Raw genomic sequence first — 17,309 nt, 5'->3', positions numbered from 1 at the left:
TCATTGTTCGGAAGGTAATGGATGAAATCGAACTGCAAAAGCATTAGGTTCCTGTTATAAGATCAATGAGAGTTTATCATTAATTCCTTGGTAGTTCCGACATGCATTCTATTGCCAATGGCAGTATAATATATAATTGGCACTGCAACGAGGGCAATAAAGGATCTCATTCGTGATTTATGCGAAACAGCGAAATGTGGCAGACGTCTTTCGAACATCACTCATGCTAACTGGACATATGTTGAAGGAAGCCTTTTGAAGGCAACTGATGCCGCTCGATGGTGAAAGCCTTTATTGGGATATAGAAGGGAGACAGGATTGATGGCGAAGGACGACGTAATTGAGGTAGAAGGAACTGTTCTTGAAACGTTGCCGAATGCGATGTTTAAAGTGGAGTTAGAAAACGGACATACTGTGCTTGCACACGTGTCAGGTAAAATTCGTATGCACTTTATTCGTATTCTGCCAGGCGACAAGGTGACATTAGAACTTTCACCTTACGATTTAACACGTGGTCGTATCACATACCGTTTCAAATAAACTTTTGCACTCCCGAAATACTGAAGGAGGTTGGGTAAGATGAAAGTAAGACCATCTGTAAAACCGATCTGCGAAAAATGTAAAGTTATTCGTAGACGCGGCCGAGTAATGGTAATCTGTGAAAATCCAAAGCACAAACAAAGACAAGGCTAAAACACAAGGAGGTGCACAACTTATATGGCACGTATTGCTGGTGTAGACGTTCCGCGCGATAAGCGCGTTGTCATTTCATTGACATATATATTCGGTATTGGTAAAACAACTGCACAATCAATTTTAACTGCAGCTGATATTTCTCAAGAAACTCGCGTTCGTGATTTAACTGACGCTGAGCTTGATAAGATTCGTGAACAAATTGACGGCTTGAAAGTAGAAGGAGATCTTCGTCGTGAAACTTCTCTAAACATCAAGCGTTTGATGGAAATCGGTAGTAACCGTGGTATCCGTCACCGTCGTGGATTGCCTGTTCGTGGACAAAACACGAAAAACAATGCACGTACGCGTAAGGGTCCTAAACGCACAATGGCTAACAAGAAAAAATAATTAGGTAAAGGAGGGTTCTTTCCAACATGGCACGTAAACAACAAACTCGTAAACGTCGTGTAAAAAAGAATATTGAGACTGGTATTGCACATATCCGTTCAACGTTCAATAACACTATCGTAACTATCACGGATAGCCACGGTAATGCACTTTCATGGTCTAGCGCTGGTGCACTTGGCTTTAGAGGTTCCCGTAAATCCACTCCATTTGCTGCACAAATGGCTGCTGAAACTGCAGCGAAAACAGCAATGGAACACGGTTTAAAATCATTGGAAGTAACAGTTAAAGGCCCAGGTGCTGGTCGTGAAGCGGCTATCCGTTCACTACAAGCTGCTGGTCTTGAAGTTACTGCAATCAGAGACGTAACTCCGGTTCCGCATAATGGTTGTCGCCCGCCAAAACGTCGTCGCGTATAATCGGTTTGAATCTATTGGATTAAGAAAGACATTTTTTGTTAATACTGTTGAAATAGACTATCTATTATCAGTGAATTCAATAAGGTTAAACCATTATAGAGACGTTTTGAGGAGGGTAAATAAATGATCGAGATTGAGAAACCAAAGATTGAAACAGTAACGATCGGTGAAGATTCACAGTTCGGTAAGTTTATTATCGAACCATTAGAGCGTGGATATGGAAACACCCTAGGGAATTCCTTGCGCCGCATTCTCTTGTCTTCATTACCAGGAGCTGCTGTGACATCTATTCAAATCGATGGTGTACTTCATGAATTCGCTACAATTGAAGGTGTCGTCGAAGACGTATCTACAGTTATTTTGAATGTGAAGAAACTAGCTCTCAAAATTTACTCAGACGATGAGAAAGTTATTGAGATCGATGTGAAAGGTGAAGGCGTCGTGACGGCTGCAGACATCACACATGATAGTGATGTTGAAGTATTAAATCCAGATCTCCCGATTGCTACTCTCGGTAAAAATGGACATTTACGTATGCGTATGTATGCTGTACGTGGACGAGGATATGTTCCTTCCGATCAAAACAAACGTGAGGATCTAGCGATTGGTGTAATTCCAATCGACTCGATTTACACTCCTGTATCACGCGTTAACTTCCAAGTTGAAAACACTCGCGTCGGACAAAGTACCAACTTTGATAAGTTGACACTCGATGTATGGACAGATGGAAGCATTGGTCCTAAAGAGGCAGTATCACTTGGAGCTAAAATTCTTACAGAGCATTTGAATATATTCGTTGGTATGACTGACGAAGCACAAACTGCAGAAATCATGGTAGAAAAAGAAGAAGACCAAAAAGAAAAAGTTTTGGAAATGACAATTGAAGAACTTGATCTTTCTGTCCGATCTTATAACTGCTTGAAGCGTGCAGGCATCAATACGGTTTTAGAGCTTGCTAACAAGTCTGAAGACGAAATGATGAAAGTGCGAAACTTAGGCCGTAAATCACTTGAAGAAGTGAAAGCTAAATTGGATGAGCTAAACCTTGAGTTACGCTCTGAAGAATAACTGACATATATTGAAGGAGGGTAACTTCAAATGGGATACAGAAAACTTGGACGCACAAGTTCACAACGTAAAGCAATGCTTCGCGACTTAACGACAGATCTTATCATTCATGAGCGCATCCAAACAACTGAAACACGTGCGAAAGAATTACGTAAAGTTGTTGAAAAGATGATCACTCTTGGAAAACGTGGAGATCTTCATGCACGTCGTCAAGCGGCTGAATATATCCGTCGTGAAAAGGTAACTGTTGAAAACGGAGAAGGCGAAGAAGCAACAGTGTTTGCACTTCAAAAACTTTTTGATACAGTAGCACCACGTTATGCAGATCGCCAAGGCGGTTATACACGTATAATGAAAATGGGACCTCGCCGTGGCGATGGCGCACCAGTAGTTATTATCGAACTGGTGTAATTCCAACACTTCGAGGGTGTGTCTGTCACGCACAGCACACCCTCTTATTACAAGTACGAGATTTATACGACATAAAAGCTGAGTGTTATGATCCGCGAGTAATCGACTGGTCTAGCTCTACGTACCTCATCTGAGATGTCGGCATGAGCACCCGGCATTTTCGTTTTCAAAGGCGCATTCCTTAGATGAGGTACGCGCTTTTTTTTTATACATAAGAATAACTGAGTACATAGAGTTTATATTGATCCATAACATCACCTAAGAGGAGGAATCTAAATGAAGGAAATAGCGTCGATGCACCATGTGGAGTTTTCTTACGATATGGAGGAAGAAGAATCTTCGCCTATGTCAACTAAGGCATTGAATAATGCGTCTTTCACTTTGTATGAAGGAGAATGGCTGGCAGTTGTAGGGCATAACGGTTCTGGTAAGTCGACGCTAGCAAAGCTGTTGATTGGTTTGATGTTTCCTTCATCAGGTGAAGTACATCTCTTCTCGGAACGACTATCAGAAGAGAATCTTTGGGAAACACGTTCGCGTATGGGCATTGTCTTTCAAAACCCGGATAATCAGTTTGTCGGATCTACTGTGCAAGATGATGTAGCCTTTGCATTAGAAAACAATGGCGTACCATACGACATGATGGTAAAACGTGTTCAAGAGGCTTTGGAACAGGTGAAGATGAAGGATTACATTAATCACGAGCCACATCATCTCTCAGGTGGTCAGAAGCAGCGTGTAGCGATTGCAGGTGCGTTAGCTATGCATCCTGAGCTACTTATTTTGGATGAAGCCACTTCTATGCTGGATCCCCAGGGACGTGAAGAAGTAATCGAGATCGTCAAGAAGTTACGATCTGAAATTAACTTGACTGTGTTATCCATTACGCATGATTTAGAGGAAGTATTATTGGCAGATCGTATATTGGTAATGAATGAAGGACAAGTATTGATGGTAGGTACACCGCAGGAAATTTTCCAACAAGGTACTGAACTTGAAAAAGTAGGACTTGATCTGCCATTTGCTTTACGTGTTTCTGAGTTATTAAGAGCCACTGGCGTAGAGTTGCAAGGTAATCATATGACAGAAGAAGAGTTGGTGAATGAATTGTGGACATTTCACTTCAGCAAGTAGGATACTTATACGCTAAAGATTCACCGTTTGAGAAACGTGCTTTGCAGGACGTGACAGCTACGATCCCTTCAGGTTCTTATACATCAATCATTGGTCATACGGGTTCAGGGAAATCGACTTTATTGCTTCATTTGAATGGGTTGCTAAAGCCGTCTGAAGGTATTGTCCAAATAGGTGACACGATGATTACTGCCCAGACTAAAGGTAAGAAGATGAAGGAAGTTCGAAACCAAGTAGGGATTGTCTTTCAGTTTCCTGAACACCAGTTATTTGAAGAAACAGTTGAAAAAGATATCATGTTCGGACCTATAAATTTTGGTGTGCCGAAAGAGGAAGCAAGAGCTCGAGCACATGAATTAGTGAAGCTTTTAGGTCTGCCGGAGGATGTGCTGCAGAAGTCTCCTTTTGAACTGTCAGGAGGTCAAATGCGGCGTGTTGCGATTGCGGGTGTCCTAGCATTCAAACCATCTGTCTTAGTCCTTGACGAGCCTACAGCGGGCTTGGATCCTAAAGGTCGTAAAGAGATTATGGAGTTATTCCATCATTTGCATAAGACAGAAAGTCTAACGACGATCCTTGTGACACATAGTATGGAAGATGCGGCACGCTACAGTGATCGAATCCTTGTGATGCATGAGGGGACGGCTGTGATGGAAGGGACGCCTGAAGAAATATATAGTTTGGAAGATAAGCTTCATTCATTTCGACTCAGCGTCCCGCGTTCCGTGCGTTTTCAGCGTCAGATCGAAAAGATGAGTGGACAGCGTTTTGATCGCATTGCACTTACGGAAGATACATTGGCACAAGAGTTAGCAAAAGCTATTGCGAGAAAAGGGGAGCGGCCATGTTAGAAAAAATGATTATTGGCCGTTTTATTCCAGGTACATCCATTGTGCATCGTATGGACCCCCGTTCCAAGTTGCTCTTTGTGTTTCTGTTTGTAGTAGCGGTGTTCTTGTCCAATAACGTTGTGTCTTATGCCATTTTGCTTGGCTTCACAGCGTTTGCCATTGCACTCGCTCGAATTAGACCATATTTTTTGATCAACGGGTTAAAACCGGTCATTTTTTTAATCATTTTTACTCTTCTATTACATATCTTCTTTACACGTGAAGGACCCGTTATATTTGAATGGAAGTTTATCAAAATTTATGAAGAGGGTTTGCGAATGGGTATATTTATATCCATCCGATTTTTGGTTCTCGTTTTGATTACGACAGTATTGACATTAACAACTTCACCAATCTCGATTACGGATGGATTGGAAACGTTGCTCAATCCTTTTAAAAAGCTGAAATTGCCAGTACATGAGTTGGCATTGATGATGTCGATATCTCTTCGCTTTATTCCAACTTTAATGGATGAAACGGATAAAATTTTAAAAGCACAACTAGCAAGAGGATCTGATTTAAGTACCGGTTCCATCAAAGAGCGGGTGCAGGCAGTCATTCCATTGCTTGTACCACTATTTGTCAGTGCATTTAAGCGTGCAGAAGATTTAGCGATCGCTATGGAAGTTCGTGGCTACCGTGGTGGAGAAGGTCGCACAAGGTTCCGTCAGTTGTCTTGGCACATGAGGGATACTGCTGTTCTGATCACATTTGTGCTATTGGTAGGTGTATTGCTGTGGGTGAGGAAGTGAGTAAATTGAAACGAATGAAAGCGACTGTTTCGTATGACGGGACGCATTTTGCTGGATATCAATCGCAGCCAACCATGCGGACAGTTCAAGCGGAGATAGATAAGGCGCTTGTTAAATTGCATAAAGACCCGACATCACACGCGGTAGCAAGCGGACGAACCGATGCTGGTGTCCATGCGTTAGGTCAGGTCATTCATTTTGACACACCTCTAGATTTAGGTGATCGCTGGCTGATGGCATTGAATGTGCTGCTACCTAAGGACATACGTATAACTGCGATTGAACAGGTGTCTAAAGATTTCCATGCCCGTTACGGTGCAAAAGGTAAAACGTATCGATATAAATGGTCCTATGGAGAATTGCAAAGTCCATTCGAGCGTAATTTTGCTGTTCATTTAGGTAGGTGGAATCCGGATGTAGAACGAATGAATGCAGGTGCTGCCTATTTAATCGGCACACACGATTTTACAAGTTTCTGTTCGGCGAAGACCGCTACCTCGAATAAAGTCCGTACGATCCGGAAACTAACACTTGAACGGCATCAGGACGAACTAATTCTTGAAGTGGAAGGAGATGGATTTCTTTACAATATGGTTCGTACGATTGCCGGTGCTTTGCTGGCAGTTGGCATTGGATGGGACGAGCCCGAAGATATCCAAAAAATACTCGAGGCAAAAGATCGCCAAAGAGCAGGGAAAACTGCGGCGGCACACGGTTTGTACTTGCTAGAAGTCACTTATTGAAGTCATGGCAACTAATCCTGGCGTATACATAAAAACGCTTGACTTTATTGGCAATAAAGGATAACATGATAAATGGTATTTCAATAACCCCACAAACAAGCCCCGGAAGTTTATTTGTGTTTAGGGATAGAGAAAACAAGGGAACAGATTTGATATTTTAGGAGGAAATACAATATGCGCACAACATTCATGGCTAAAGGTCACGAAGTCGAACGTAAATGGCTAGTTGTCGACGCTGAAGGACAAACGCTTGGTCGTCTTGCTTCAGAAGTTGCAACTCTTTTACGCGGTAAACATAAACCAACGTTTACACCACATGTTGATACAGGCGATCACGTCATCATCATCAACGCTGAAAAAATCCAATTGACTGGTAACAAGTTGAAAGATAAAATGTACTACCGTCACTCTGGTTACACAGGTAGCATCAAGTCACGTACTGCTCTTGAAATGCGTACGAACTACCCTGTAAAAATGCTTGAACTTGCGATTAAAGGAATGCTTCCAAACGGTCCTCTAGGTCGTCAAACAATCAAGAAATTACACGTATTTGCTGGTCCAGAACATCAGCATGCAGCACAAAAACCAGAAGCTTTCGAGCTTCGCGGTTAATTAAGAGGAGGAAACCCACTTGGCACAAGTACAATATATCGGCACTGGCCGTCGTAAAAGTTCAGTAGCTCGTGTACGTCTAATTCCTGGCGAAGGCAAAATTGTCGTCAATAATCGTGACGTAGAAGACTACGTACCATTCGAAACACTTCGTGAAATCATTAAACAACCACTAGTTACAACGGAAACACTTGGAAGCTACGATATCCACGTTAACGTTAACGGTGGAGGTTACACAGGTCAAGCAGGTGCAATCCGTCACGGCGTTGCTCGTGCATTGCTTACTGTAGATCCTGATTTCCGTGCAGCACTTAAATCAGCAGGATTCCTAACACGTGATCCACGTATGAAGGAACGTAAGAAACCAGGTCTTCGCGGCGCTCGTCGTGCACCTCAGTTCTCAAAACGTTAATTTGTTTTTTCAAAAGTTCTTCTCATTATTTAATGAGAAGGGCTTTTTTTGTGTTTAGCTTGAGCAGTACTTTTCTAAGTAGATATCTCGCCAGCTCTTTATGTAAGCGGGAACACTTGAATCTTCGCCGAGAAACTGTACAATAAATTAGTAGCAGTAACTCCAATTCACTTTCTAAAAAGAAAGTAAACCACCCTTCATTCCCAGTTGTTTTAGCTAGTTGAGAGGCTCACGGATCACCCCCTGATATTATGAGTCTTTAACGAATCAACTGCGACTAGACCATTTATTAAACAACTCGTTACCTTATGATATGATTCGAATTTAGAGACAACTTGACCGAAAAACTATTTTGGCCGCTAACAATAGTTTATTTGTCGGCGAAGTGTTATGTGGACAACGTTTATGTTAACTTGCATTTGGGTAAACTGTGACAAGTTGGACCTCTCTATACACACACGCTTTATCAATGGAATTATATGAATGAATCAAAATATGTAAAGCAATCAAAAGAGGATAAAAAGTTAATATAATTTTTACACTTTATAGAATATTACATTTTTAATTGGAGAAGTGTATTACTGCAATATATTATTTATTTTAGGAGGTTGAACAATGCGATTACTACCGCGTGAAATTGATAAGTTAATGATCGTTGTTGCTGCAGACGTTGCCAGAAGACGGAGGGAACGAGGGCTTAAATTGAATCACCCTGAAGCAATGGCTCTTATTACATATGAGGTGATGGAAGGTGCCAGAGACGGGAAAACAGTTGCGGAACTTATGGCTTATGGTGCGACGATTTTAACTCGTGAAGATGTAATGGATGGGATTCCTGAAATGATTGATGACATTCAAGTAGAAGCAACATTCCCTGATGGGACGAAGTTAGTCACAGTGCATAACCCGATAAGATAGATTGTTTATGAATAGAAGGGAGACGTAACGATGATACCAGGCGAATACATTTTAAAAGATGAACCAATCATTTGTAATGAAGGTGCAGAAAATATACATGTACAAGTTATTAATCATGGGGACAGACCCATCCAAATTGGTTCCCATTATCATTTTTATGAAGTGAATCTTGCGTTAAAGTTTGATCGGGATGTGACGTATGGTAAACGTTTAAATATTCCTGCAGGCGCTGCTGTTCGTTTTGAGCCGGGCGATGAAAAAGAAGTACAGCTAATTGACTATGCTGGAGAAAGAGAAGTGTACGGATTTCACAATAAAGTAGACGGAGCATTGGAAGGCGGGAATACAAAATGAGTTTTAAAATGGATAGAGAGCAATATGCTCAAATGTACGGACCGACAACCGGAGACTCTGTCCGACTAGCAGATACAGATTTATTTATCCAAATCGAAAAAGACTACACGAAATATGGCGAAGAAGTTGTGTTCGGTGGCGGGAAAGTCATTCGCGATGGAATGGGCCAACACCCGTACATAACGCGCGAAGAAGATGAACGCGTACCTGATACAGTTATTACAAATGTTGTCGTGCTGGACTATACAGGAATATATAAAGCCGATCTAGCAATTCGAGACGGCAAAATTTCGGGTATCGGCAAAGCGGGTAATCCGCTTGTACAAGACAAAGTGGATATTATTATTGGAACGTCCACTGAAGTTATTTCGGGTGAAGGTAAAATCATTACTGCCGGTGCAATTGATACGCACGTGCACTTTATTAATCCGGCACAAGTAGATGTCGCACTTACTGCGGGAACGACAACACTAATCGGTGGTGGAGCTGGACCAGGAGATGGTTCTAGAGCCACGACTGCCACACCAGGTGCTTGGCATCTTCATTCCATGCTGAAGGCTTTGGATGGACAACCGATCAATATCGGATTAACAGGGAAAGGGCATGCAGCAGCAGGAGGCCCATTAGCTGAACAAATAATTGCCGGTGCGATTGGTTTGAAAGTTCATGAAGATTGGGGCGCGACACCGTCTGTTCTCGATCATGCATTACGCATTGCTGATGAATATGACGTGCAAGTCGCACTTCACGCGGATACATTAAACGAATCCGGATTTTTTGAAGATACGATCAAAGCCATTGATGGTCGCGGTATCCATATGTACCATACAGAGGGTGCAGGAGGCGGACATGCTCCGGATTTGATTAAATCGGCAGGCATGATGAACGTGTTGCCGGCTTCTACCAATCCGACATTGCCGTATACAATTAATACGATTGATGAGCATTTGGATATGGTGATGGTAGCGCATAACTTAAATCCTTCCGTGCCAGAAGATATCGCATTTGCAGATTCACGTATTCGCAATGAAACGATTGCAGCGGAAGATATTTTACAAGACCTAGGTGTCTTTAGTATGACAAGCTCAGATTCTCAGGCGATGGGCCGGATCGGAGAAGTTGCACTTCGCACATGGCAAGTAGCTCACAAAATGAAAAAACAGCTTGGAGTTATGGAGGGCGATAGTGAGTATTCGGATAATAATCGGGTAAAGCGCTATGTCGCTAAATATACGATTAATCCTGCTATTGCTCACGGCATATCGGAGTATATCGGTTCAATTGAAGTCGGGAAAATGGCCGACCTTGTCCTATGGGATCCAAAATTCTTTGGCGTTAAACCGGAAATGATATTGAAAAATGGAATGGCAGTCTTTAGCTTAATGGGAGATGCCAATGCGACGATCCCGACGCCACAACCAATGATTTATCGTCCGATGTATGCAACACTCGGTAAGGCATTGTCGCAAAGTTCTATTACATTTGTTTCCCAAATTGCATATGATCAAGGAATAAAAGAGAAGCTTGGACTTGAAAAAGTGGTACTGCCTGTTCGTAATATACGCAGTCTCACGAAAAAAGATATGAAATTAAATACAGCTACACCCCACATTGATGTAGATCCACAAACGTATGAAGTGAAAATTGACGGAAAACTTATAACGTGTGATCCGATTGACGTAGTACCTATGGGGCAACGCTATTTCTTATTCTGAGGTGAAGAAAATGATTGTAGAAGAAGTCTTAATGAACGTTAGAGATTTAGATCCAAGTAAGTATGAGAGCCTTCATAAAGAGAAAGTGTACTTAGAAAGTGCGCATTTAATGAAAAGGATCCAACGTGTGGAAACTGATCACGGGCGTGAAATTGGAATTCGATTAAAAAAACCGCGTGATTTGGAAGTGGGAGACATTCTTTTTATGGATGATAAGAATGTTATTTTGATTGACGTACTTTCTGACGATTTAATTATTATTAGCCCGCGCACGATGCTTGAAATGGGAACGATTGCTCATCAGCTCGGAAATCGTCATTTACCTGCGCAGTTTGAGGATGAGGACATGCTCGTTCAGTATGATTATTTAGTCGAGGAATTGCTACAAGAAATGGGTATTCCGTTCAAGCGTGAAGAACGAAAAGTTGCGAAGGCTTTCCGTCATATCGGACATAGCCATGACTAATAACGCACTGTCCTTGTTACAGCTATGCGATTCAAGTTTTCCGATCGGCTCTTTTAGCCAGTCATTTGGACTGGAAACGTATATCCAAAACGACAAGGTCACCGATGCCAATACGTTTTCTGAGTGGTTGAATGTCTATCTGCATGAACAGCTTGCTTATGCAGATGGCTTGGCCGTAAGACTCGTTTATGATGCGCTTGATGTGGATGATCTTGATAAGATTTGGGAATTGGATCGCATATTGACTGTACAGAATCTTGCCCGTGAATCACGTGATGGAACACAACGTATGGGTGACAGAATGTTAGACATTGCCGAATCCATTTACAAAATACCAGTGTTATCTATCTACGCGCAGAAAATTCGTGACAAACAAGCTTTCGGACATCCGGCTATTGTTTTTACAATGATCGGACATCACCTTCAAGTAGAAAAGACTACAACGATTTTATATTATTTATATTCGACGGTTGTTAGTCTCGTACAAAATGCCGTGCGGGCCATCCCGCTTGGACAAACTGCGGGACAGAAGATTATTTATACGTTTCAACAACAACTTCAGCAAACAACAGACAAAATTATGGAATTAGATCAAGAAGAGTTTGGAGTCGTATCGCCAGGACTCGAGCTTTCACAAATGCAGCACGAACGTGTTGGGATACGTATTTTTAGTTCGTAATGAACACAATGAAATTGAGAATAAGGATGTGCTTAGAATGGGACCAATTAAAATAGGTGTTGGTGGACCAGTTGGTGCAGGAAAAACTATGCTGGTCGAAAAGATTACACGCGCTTTAGAGGGCGAAGTAAGTATGGCTGTCATTACAAATGATATATATACGAAAGAAGATGCCAAGTTTTTAGTTGCCAACGGTATTCTTCCAGAAGACCGCATTGTCGGGGTGGAAACAGGAGGCTGTCCACATACGGCAATTCGGGAAGATGCATCGATGAACTTTGCGGCGATTAATGAATTGCAGGAAAAGCATCCCGACGTAGAGTTGATTTTTGTAGAGAGTGGCGGCGATAATCTAGCGGCTACATTCAGTCCGGAACTCGTAGACTTTTCCATTTATATAATTGACGTGGCGCAGGGTGAAAAAATCCCGCGCAAAGGCGGACAAGGAATGATTAAATCTGACTTGTTTATTATAAACAAAACAGATTTGGCGCCATATGTCGGGGCAAGTCTTGAAGTCATGGAGTCTGACACAAAAGTATTCCGAGGAAATAAGCCTTTCTTTTTCACTAATTTAAAAGACGATCAAGGGCTAGATGAAGTAGTAGAGTGGGTCAGGAAACATGCTTTGTTAAAAGGACTAGGACAAGATGTCTGAATGGACAGGCGTTCTTGACCTTGTCATGGAAAACCGCTTAGGACGCTCCGTGGCAAAAAGTGTCTACTTCCAGGGTGCATTTAAAGTGATGCGCCCTGTCTATTTCAATAAGAATAGTTATCCATGCTATTATTTATTAAATCCTGGCGGTGGCTATTTAGATGGAGATCGGTATCAAATGAAAGTCACGCTTGGTGAACGAGCGATGCTGACGTTGACGACCCAGTCGTCGACGAAAGTATATAGAACGCCCACCAAGCCAGTGTACCAAGAGACGATCTTTCATATGAAAAAAGACAGTTATCTAGAGTACTTGCCGGATGCACTTATTGCATACAAAGATGCCAGTTGTTATCAAAAAAACAGTATATACATGGAAAAAGGCGCAACATTGCTATATTCCGATATACTGACTCCCGGATGGTCGCCGGAAGGAGAAAAGTTCAGCTACGATATGCTCCGTTTGAAAACGGAGATTTATATGGAAAATCAACTTGTTGCCTTTGACCATATTAAACTTCATCCAGCATCTCAGCATATGAATGAGTTAGGTTTTATGGAAGGATACACACATTTAGGTTCCTTAATTGTCGTTGGAGAAAAGACAAGCGATGCTTTATTGGATCGATTGTATGAAACGATTCAACAAGAGGCTGGAGAATTTACATTTGGATTATCTAAACTTGCTGTTCCTGGCTTCACCATCCGTATATTAGCAAACTATACACAGGTCATAGAACGAATTATTTCAGTGTGCCATCACGTGATTAGCGACGAATGGTATCAAACAAAACCAAGTTTTTTAAGGAAGTACTAGACAGGGCCCGACAATTCTAAAGAGTTGTTGGGCTTTTCCTGTTAATTTTGCTGTTTATATATAAATTATTATATGATTAGTAGTTCGCGCATTGGAGTGTGTTCGAACAGCTTAGATACCAGTCCAATAAAATAGTTAGAGTGTCATTTCAAATGATTGAAACACAGAAATTAGGGTATCATTAAACATATGAGTAATAACACTTTATAGGCTGGAACCAGTCGTCAATCCAAGTGGAATTACAGGTGTTTTAGGTGTATAGGCTCAACATTCGTGCTTATTATGAATGTCTTTAAAAAGACCGTTACCCAAGTGTGAATTTGGCATGCTGACTTGTAATGAGCAAAGGGGCAATAGACTGAACGGCTTTTAATCTGGCCGTGAACATCATTTTTCCACTGAATTTTGCGTTTATAACAAGTGCCTTAGAACAGTGATTGGTTTGACAACAACTTATTGCTTAGATATATGTAAATTTTATTTATATTTGAAAAGGATCCTTATAAGTAAACTTGAACGATGGAAAAATCTAACTTTGTGCCAAATAGCTTGAATTAGTAGTGATGGATGAAGTAAGATGAATTATTCTATAAAAAAGAGACTTGTTACTATTTTTGGAGGTGTTTCCTGTGGTAGACGACTTTGAAGCGGAAAAAGTTTTTGAAGACAGGCAGTACGAGCGAATTCAGTTTAAGCTCATCATAGAAGGTCGTAATTATAAGGGTGACTATCATGATGGTGAAATCCAATGGCTTCATCCACATCCGAAGCAAGACGTCGGTGAAGAAGAGGTAATTGCCATAGAGAATAAAGTGTTGGAATTGTTATCTGAGCAAGGGATTCGAAATGAAGCAGATGATATTGAAATCGAACGTTCGATTAGCAGAAATCAAACTCGGCCACTTCAGTTATTTAAATTAAAGATCCAGGGTGAAGAGTTTAAAGGAACATTTATTAACGGTGAAATCGAATGGTTTCATCCTAAACCAAGACGTAAACTAAAAGAAGAGCGCGTGAAAAAAATAGAAGAAGATGTTCAGAAAAAGCTTAAAGAACATCTAGAATAAAGATTTGAAACTGCGTGACTCTCACTAAAAATAAACTTATTCGGTTAAATGCCATCAACTTGAGGACTGTTGCCATTCACTGTGTTGTATGTTGGGCCGTTTATAATCTTAATTCGTTTGACTTTTCTGACAAGATATGCCTATAATGGATATACAAATGAAATAGTTGTTACCGCTAGGGGTGCTCTGTGGAGCTGAGAGAAGCATATTGCTTTAACCCTTTAACTTGATCCGGTTCATACCGGCGTAAGGAAGTGGTGCAGATGTTACGTAGCTTATTTCTGGCTCTGTGATGTCTCTCCGCCACTTCTGGTCAAGAAGTGGTTTTTTCATTTACTACGTAAAAGGGGAGAGTATACATGAAGTTCACTGAGCGCTTATTAGAGAAGACATTACCAATTTGGAGACAGAATCATAGTCATCCATTTGTCCAAGAAATTGGAAATGGTACGTTGGATGAGGAGAAGTTTCGATTTTATATGGTGCAAGACTATTTGTATTTAATTGACTACGCGAAAGTGTTTGCTGTAGGCACGATGAAGGCTACCGATGTAGAGATGATGGGGAAATTTGCAGCGTTACTTAACGGTACACTAAACACGGAAATGGATCTACATCGTAAGTATGCAGCTCGCTTTGGTATTACAGAAGAAGAGCTAGAGAATGCCAAGCCGTCACCCATTGTCCTAGCGTATACGCACTATATGTTGCATGTTAGTCAAAACGGTTCTTTAGCGGAAGTAGTCGCTGCATTATTGCCGTGTGCGTGGAGCTACTGGGAGATCGGCAAAGAGCTTTCTGAGTTGCCAGGTGCGTTGGATCATCCGTTGTACGGTGACTGGATTCGCATGTATTCATCGGAAGACTTCGGGGAGTTGGCTACTTGGTGCTTAGACTTAATGGATGAAACAGCAAAAGGTAAGCCTGAATCGGAATTAGCGAAGTTAGAGGAGATTTTCCTTAATACGACTCGTTATGAGTATATGTTCTGGGACATGGCGTATACGAAACAAATGTGGCCTGGTGTGAAGGAAGAACAGACAATAAAAATTTAATATACAAGAGACATCTAACTATTTTAGTTGGATGTTTTTTTATTTAGAATTGAATGGTTATAATCAGCGCATGCTATTCTTAAAAGGAGGTGTGCGCCATCTTTGCGAAAATAGGCTTGGCACTTGGAGTTTTATTGACAAGTGGGTCGGGCACTAGTGATGCGCCAGTTGCTGCACTTAGTAAAGTGGAAGTACCGGCATACGCCAAATGGTCAAGGCTTGCTATCAAGCAAACGATGCTCAAGTATCCTCATGCAGATATCAAGGATTATTTGCATATCGCAACTGACTCAAAGAAAGTTACAAACACGGAAAAGTTCCAGCTTTGGTTAAAAGAGGAAGAACGGGAATTCGGTGTGCTAGTGACTGTCACCTATTCAGCAGAAACGGGTAAATTTATTCGCATCGATTTTCAAGAAATACCTATTAATTAAAACAACACCCCTATGCCATCTAACATGGCCTAGGGGAGTTGTTTTATTCGGGAGCTTTTTGATAAAAGAAAATGTAAGTCTTGATGTCGTTGGTGAACCACTTGTGTAGACATGCATCCGAATAGTTTAGGTGAATTGCAGACTTCTTATTTAATCGGAAAGTAAACCGCGTATCATTTCTTGCCCCGCGTCTTTCGGATAGGATCGGTATAGATGACCTGATAAGCGAACCGGATCTCCGAAAAAATACCGTTCATATTGTGTTTGTCTTGTGCCGAACGAACTCATCGTCAAATCCCAAGCCAAACGAAACAGTTGTACACGTTCTACCGCGGTTTTTGTAGCTCCTTGCAGGTACTTTGCGAGATCAGGTTGAATAGCCGAATGGAAATCCTTATCGGTGGGTAACGCAATCATTCCACTTGCTCCGATTAGCTGAATGATCTCACTGAAACGCGGGTAGACTTTCGGGAAAACATTGCTGGCTACTTGAAGTGGTATTGCACTTGGACACATATACCCCCATTGATCGAGTGCTGCATCAGCTTCCGATTTATCTCGCAGTGCTTTCATTGTTTCGAGTCCAATAATTATTTCAGACAGTTTTTCTTGAATGTGGAGATATTCCGCTATATTAATCGTTTGAACGAGCTGCTCTGCTAAATTCAGCATGAACTCCGTTTTGACGATCTGTCTCGTAATGACTTGATGTGTGGCGAATGGATGGAACGAACTCATGGAAAAAAACTCTGAAGCTACTTCGGCATTGTGATGAAAGAATACACGCTCCCATGGGACGAGAACATTATCGAAAACCACTACAGCATCCATCTCTTCAAACCTTGAACTCAGTGGGTAATTAAATGTGGAACTCCCTCCTACAAATGATTCTCTACAAAGAAAACGCAAACCTTCTGTTCCGGAGGGAATGGAAAAGGCGAAAGCTTCATCAGGATCCCCAAGAAATGAAGGCGTGCTAAATACCAATACTTCATCTGTCACGCCGCCCTGTGTTGCAAGTAGCTTAGCTCCTTTAATGATAAGTCCTTTCGATGTCTTACCTACAATCTTCGCAGAGACTGGTTCATCTGACATATTAAAGGCACTTTGAGATCGATTAGTCTGCGGTGTGATGAAGGTGTGAGTAAAAGATAGGTCCTCTTCTCGTGCTCGTTCATACAGCGCTTGAATATGTTCGGGAAAGCAGTTTTCCTTGCCGAGCAAGTGAGGCGAAGAAGAGGCAAAGCTCATGATTACCGTATTAAGGTAATCGGGACTTCTACCAAGTAAGCCGCAAGAAAGTCTTGCCCATTCTTCTGTCATGACTCTGCGATTCTGCAAATCTGTTTTGGTCTTAGGTTGTAAGTAAGAAATTCCAATTCGCTCATTTGTGACTGGCGAAACATATGTCATAAGAGATCTATGTGCAGGTGACAGTTGTAAATCATATAGGGAAGCCTTCGTTTCGATAAGCCCTTTAAAAGCGGGGTGTTCAGAGATAGGTCCTTTCAATTGTTGCCCATCCAGCCAAATCTCCGCGTTTTGCTCATTCATTCTACGTACAAACTCCTTGCCGTTTATAGCACCCATACTATTCCTCCTGATTTTTCTAGTTGGTATAGTAT

Annotated in this window: 23 protein-coding genes and 1 riboswitch; of the genes, 22 read left to right on the top strand and 1 reads right to left on the bottom strand. The window is 41.5% G+C overall.

Annotation, left to right across the window (positions count from 1 at the left end; translation table 11 throughout):
• The first annotated feature begins 321 nt into the window (after positions 1 to 321).
• The 22 genes from infA to CSV74_RS08560 all read left to right on the top strand — a co-directional run bounded on the left by infA (position 322) and on the right by CSV74_RS08560 (position 15,684).
• Positions 322 to 540: a translation initiation factor IF-1 gene (gene infA / locus CSV74_RS08665; RefSeq protein ID WP_029053257.1), complete on the top strand. Its 219-nt coding sequence runs from the start codon at positions 322 to 324 to the stop codon at positions 538 to 540.
• A 39-nt stretch (positions 541 to 579) separates the two neighbouring features.
• The gene (gene rpmJ / locus CSV74_RS08660) at positions 580 to 693 is read left to right on the top strand and encodes a 50S ribosomal protein L36 (RefSeq protein ID WP_076758849.1); all 114 of its coding nucleotides are present in this window, start codon (positions 580 to 582) and stop codon (positions 691 to 693) included.
• Between the two features lie 24 nt (positions 694 to 717).
• Positions 718 to 1,083: a 30S ribosomal protein S13 gene (gene rpsM / locus CSV74_RS08655; protein ID WP_029053256.1), complete on the top strand. Its 366-nt coding sequence runs from the start codon at positions 718 to 720 to the stop codon at positions 1,081 to 1,083.
• Positions 1,084 to 1,109: 26 nt separating this feature from the next.
• Complete coding sequence (gene rpsK, locus CSV74_RS08650; protein ID WP_009499031.1) at positions 1,110 to 1,499, top strand: 30S ribosomal protein S11; 390 nt, start codon at positions 1,110 to 1,112, stop codon at positions 1,497 to 1,499.
• 123 nt (positions 1,500 to 1,622) lie between these two features.
• A complete protein-coding gene (locus tag CSV74_RS08645) occupies positions 1,623 to 2,567 on the top strand; it encodes a DNA-directed RNA polymerase subunit alpha (protein ID WP_029053255.1) in 945 nt (314 codons plus the stop codon).
• Between the two features lie 30 nt (positions 2,568 to 2,597).
• On the top strand, positions 2,598 to 2,978 hold the full coding sequence (gene rplQ, locus CSV74_RS08640) for a 50S ribosomal protein L17 (RefSeq protein ID WP_029053254.1): 381 nt from the start codon (positions 2,598 to 2,600) through the stop codon (positions 2,976 to 2,978).
• Between the two features lie 276 nt (positions 2,979 to 3,254).
• Positions 3,255 to 4,112 carry an energy-coupling factor ABC transporter ATP-binding protein gene (locus tag CSV74_RS08635; protein ID WP_029053253.1) on the top strand — a complete coding sequence of 286 codons (858 nt, stop codon included), beginning with the start codon at positions 3,255 to 3,257 and terminating at the stop codon, positions 4,110 to 4,112.
• A complete protein-coding gene (locus CSV74_RS08630; RefSeq protein ID WP_099691359.1) occupies positions 4,088 to 4,963 on the top strand; it encodes an energy-coupling factor ABC transporter ATP-binding protein in 876 nt (291 codons plus the stop codon). The genes CSV74_RS08635 and CSV74_RS08630 overlap by 25 nt, the downstream gene beginning before the upstream one ends.
• Positions 4,957 to 5,754 (top strand): energy-coupling factor transporter transmembrane component T family protein, encoded by a 798-nt coding sequence (locus CSV74_RS08625; RefSeq protein ID WP_099691358.1) that lies wholly within the window; start codon positions 4,957 to 4,959, stop codon positions 5,752 to 5,754. Before CSV74_RS08630 ends, CSV74_RS08625 begins: the two co-directional genes overlap by 7 nt.
• A gap of 5 nt (positions 5,755 to 5,759) precedes the next feature.
• Entirely contained in the window at positions 5,760 to 6,497 is a 738-nt protein-coding gene (gene truA / locus CSV74_RS08620; protein WP_099691386.1) for a tRNA pseudouridine(38-40) synthase TruA, read from the top strand.
• Positions 6,498 to 6,671: 174 nt separating this feature from the next.
• Entirely contained in the window at positions 6,672 to 7,109 is a 438-nt protein-coding gene (rplM, locus tag CSV74_RS08615) for a 50S ribosomal protein L13 (RefSeq protein WP_029053249.1), read from the top strand.
• A gap of 19 nt (positions 7,110 to 7,128) precedes the next feature.
• Positions 7,129 to 7,521 carry a 30S ribosomal protein S9 gene (gene rpsI, locus CSV74_RS08610; protein ID WP_085131997.1) on the top strand — a complete coding sequence of 131 codons (393 nt, stop codon included), beginning with the start codon at positions 7,129 to 7,131 and terminating at the stop codon, positions 7,519 to 7,521.
• 615 nt (positions 7,522 to 8,136) lie between these two features.
• Entirely contained in the window at positions 8,137 to 8,439 is a 303-nt protein-coding gene (locus tag CSV74_RS08605) for an urease subunit gamma (RefSeq protein WP_029053247.1), read from the top strand.
• Between the two features lie 30 nt (positions 8,440 to 8,469).
• Positions 8,470 to 8,793, top strand: coding sequence for an urease subunit beta (locus tag CSV74_RS08600; RefSeq protein ID WP_099669926.1), 324 nt, complete (start codon positions 8,470 to 8,472; stop codon positions 8,791 to 8,793).
• Complete coding sequence (gene ureC / locus CSV74_RS08595) at positions 8,790 to 10,508, top strand: urease subunit alpha (RefSeq protein ID WP_099691357.1); 1,719 nt, start codon at positions 8,790 to 8,792, stop codon at positions 10,506 to 10,508. The genes CSV74_RS08600 and ureC overlap by 4 nt, the downstream gene beginning before the upstream one ends.
• A 10-nt stretch (positions 10,509 to 10,518) precedes the next feature.
• The gene (gene ureE / locus CSV74_RS08590) at positions 10,519 to 10,974 is read left to right on the top strand and encodes an urease accessory protein UreE (protein WP_099691356.1); all 456 of its coding nucleotides are present in this window, start codon (positions 10,519 to 10,521) and stop codon (positions 10,972 to 10,974) included.
• Positions 10,967 to 11,653 carry an urease accessory protein UreF gene (locus CSV74_RS08585; RefSeq protein ID WP_099691355.1) on the top strand — a complete coding sequence of 229 codons (687 nt, stop codon included), beginning with the start codon at positions 10,967 to 10,969 and terminating at the stop codon, positions 11,651 to 11,653. Before ureE ends, CSV74_RS08585 begins: the two co-directional genes overlap by 8 nt.
• Positions 11,654 to 11,690: 37 nt before the next feature.
• Positions 11,691 to 12,311, top strand: a complete 621-nt coding sequence (gene ureG, locus CSV74_RS08580) for an urease accessory protein UreG (protein ID WP_099691354.1) — start codon at positions 11,691 to 11,693, stop codon at positions 12,309 to 12,311.
• A complete protein-coding gene (locus tag CSV74_RS08575; RefSeq protein ID WP_029053241.1) occupies positions 12,304 to 13,128 on the top strand; it encodes an urease accessory protein UreD in 825 nt (274 codons plus the stop codon). Before ureG ends, CSV74_RS08575 begins: the two co-directional genes overlap by 8 nt.
• Before the next feature lie 629 nt (positions 13,129 to 13,757).
• Positions 13,758 to 14,195: a YheE family protein gene (locus CSV74_RS08570; protein ID WP_232321189.1), complete on the top strand. Its 438-nt coding sequence runs from the start codon at positions 13,758 to 13,760 to the stop codon at positions 14,193 to 14,195.
• 167 nt (positions 14,196 to 14,362) lie between these two features.
• Positions 14,363 to 14,465, top strand: a riboswitch (TPP riboswitch).
• Positions 14,466 to 14,554: 89 nt separating this feature from the next.
• The gene (gene tenA / locus CSV74_RS08565; RefSeq protein ID WP_099691353.1) at positions 14,555 to 15,250 is read left to right on the top strand and encodes a thiaminase II; all 696 of its coding nucleotides are present in this window, start codon (positions 14,555 to 14,557) and stop codon (positions 15,248 to 15,250) included.
• Between the two features lie 134 nt (positions 15,251 to 15,384).
• Entirely contained in the window at positions 15,385 to 15,684 is a 300-nt protein-coding gene (locus CSV74_RS08560) for a DUF3889 domain-containing protein (RefSeq protein ID WP_158231777.1), read from the top strand.
• A gap of 150 nt (positions 15,685 to 15,834) precedes the next feature.
• Here CSV74_RS08560 and hpaB read toward each other — a convergent pair whose 3' ends face one another.
• Positions 15,835 to 17,274, bottom strand: a complete 1,440-nt coding sequence (hpaB, locus tag CSV74_RS08555; RefSeq protein ID WP_099691352.1) for a 4-hydroxyphenylacetate 3-monooxygenase, oxygenase component — start codon at positions 17,272 to 17,274, stop codon at positions 15,835 to 15,837.
• Positions 17,275 to 17,309 lie beyond the last annotated feature (35 nt).

This window comes from Sporosarcina sp. P19, from assembly GCF_002743165.1.
Taxonomy (GTDB): Bacteria; Bacillota; Bacilli; order Bacillales_A; family Planococcaceae; genus Sporosarcina; species Sporosarcina ureae.
Note: the sequence above shows the minus strand (reverse complement) of the source record. Positions and strands in the feature narration are given on the sequence as shown.

What these genes read in the sequence shown, in the direction of transcription:
- infA (WP_029053257.1), top strand. Translation starts at nt 322, where the DNA reads ATGGCGAAGGACGACGTAATTGAGGTAGAAGGAACTGTTCTTGAAACG.
- rpmJ (WP_076758849.1), top strand. Translation starts at nt 580, where the DNA reads ATGAAAGTAAGACCATCTGTAAAACCGATCTGCGAAAAATGTAAAGTT.
- rpsM (WP_029053256.1), top strand. Translation starts at nt 718, where the DNA reads ATGGCACGTATTGCTGGTGTAGACGTTCCGCGCGATAAGCGCGTTGTC.
- rpsK (WP_009499031.1), top strand. Translation starts at nt 1,110, where the DNA reads ATGGCACGTAAACAACAAACTCGTAAACGTCGTGTAAAAAAGAATATT.
- CSV74_RS08645 (WP_029053255.1), top strand. Translation starts at nt 1,623, where the DNA reads ATGATCGAGATTGAGAAACCAAAGATTGAAACAGTAACGATCGGTGAA.
- rplQ (WP_029053254.1), top strand. Translation starts at nt 2,598, where the DNA reads ATGGGATACAGAAAACTTGGACGCACAAGTTCACAACGTAAAGCAATG.
- CSV74_RS08635 (WP_029053253.1), top strand. Translation starts at nt 3,255, where the DNA reads ATGAAGGAAATAGCGTCGATGCACCATGTGGAGTTTTCTTACGATATG.
- CSV74_RS08625 (WP_099691358.1), top strand. Translation starts at nt 4,957, where the DNA reads ATGTTAGAAAAAATGATTATTGGCCGTTTTATTCCAGGTACATCCATT.
- rplM (WP_029053249.1), top strand. Translation starts at nt 6,672, where the DNA reads ATGCGCACAACATTCATGGCTAAAGGTCACGAAGTCGAACGTAAATGG.
- CSV74_RS08605 (WP_029053247.1), top strand. Translation starts at nt 8,137, where the DNA reads ATGCGATTACTACCGCGTGAAATTGATAAGTTAATGATCGTTGTTGCT.
- CSV74_RS08600 (WP_099669926.1), top strand. Translation starts at nt 8,470, where the DNA reads ATGATACCAGGCGAATACATTTTAAAAGATGAACCAATCATTTGTAAT.
- ureC (WP_099691357.1), top strand. Translation starts at nt 8,790, where the DNA reads ATGAGTTTTAAAATGGATAGAGAGCAATATGCTCAAATGTACGGACCG.
- ureE (WP_099691356.1), top strand. Translation starts at nt 10,519, where the DNA reads ATGATTGTAGAAGAAGTCTTAATGAACGTTAGAGATTTAGATCCAAGT.
- CSV74_RS08585 (WP_099691355.1), top strand. Translation starts at nt 10,967, where the DNA reads ATGACTAATAACGCACTGTCCTTGTTACAGCTATGCGATTCAAGTTTT.
- ureG (WP_099691354.1), top strand. Translation starts at nt 11,691, where the DNA reads ATGGGACCAATTAAAATAGGTGTTGGTGGACCAGTTGGTGCAGGAAAA.
- CSV74_RS08575 (WP_029053241.1), top strand. Translation starts at nt 12,304, where the DNA reads ATGTCTGAATGGACAGGCGTTCTTGACCTTGTCATGGAAAACCGCTTA.
- tenA (WP_099691353.1), top strand. Translation starts at nt 14,555, where the DNA reads ATGAAGTTCACTGAGCGCTTATTAGAGAAGACATTACCAATTTGGAGA.
- hpaB (WP_099691352.1), bottom strand. Translation starts at nt 17,274, where the DNA reads ATGGGTGCTATAAACGGCAAGGAGTTTGTACGTAGAATGAATGAGCAA.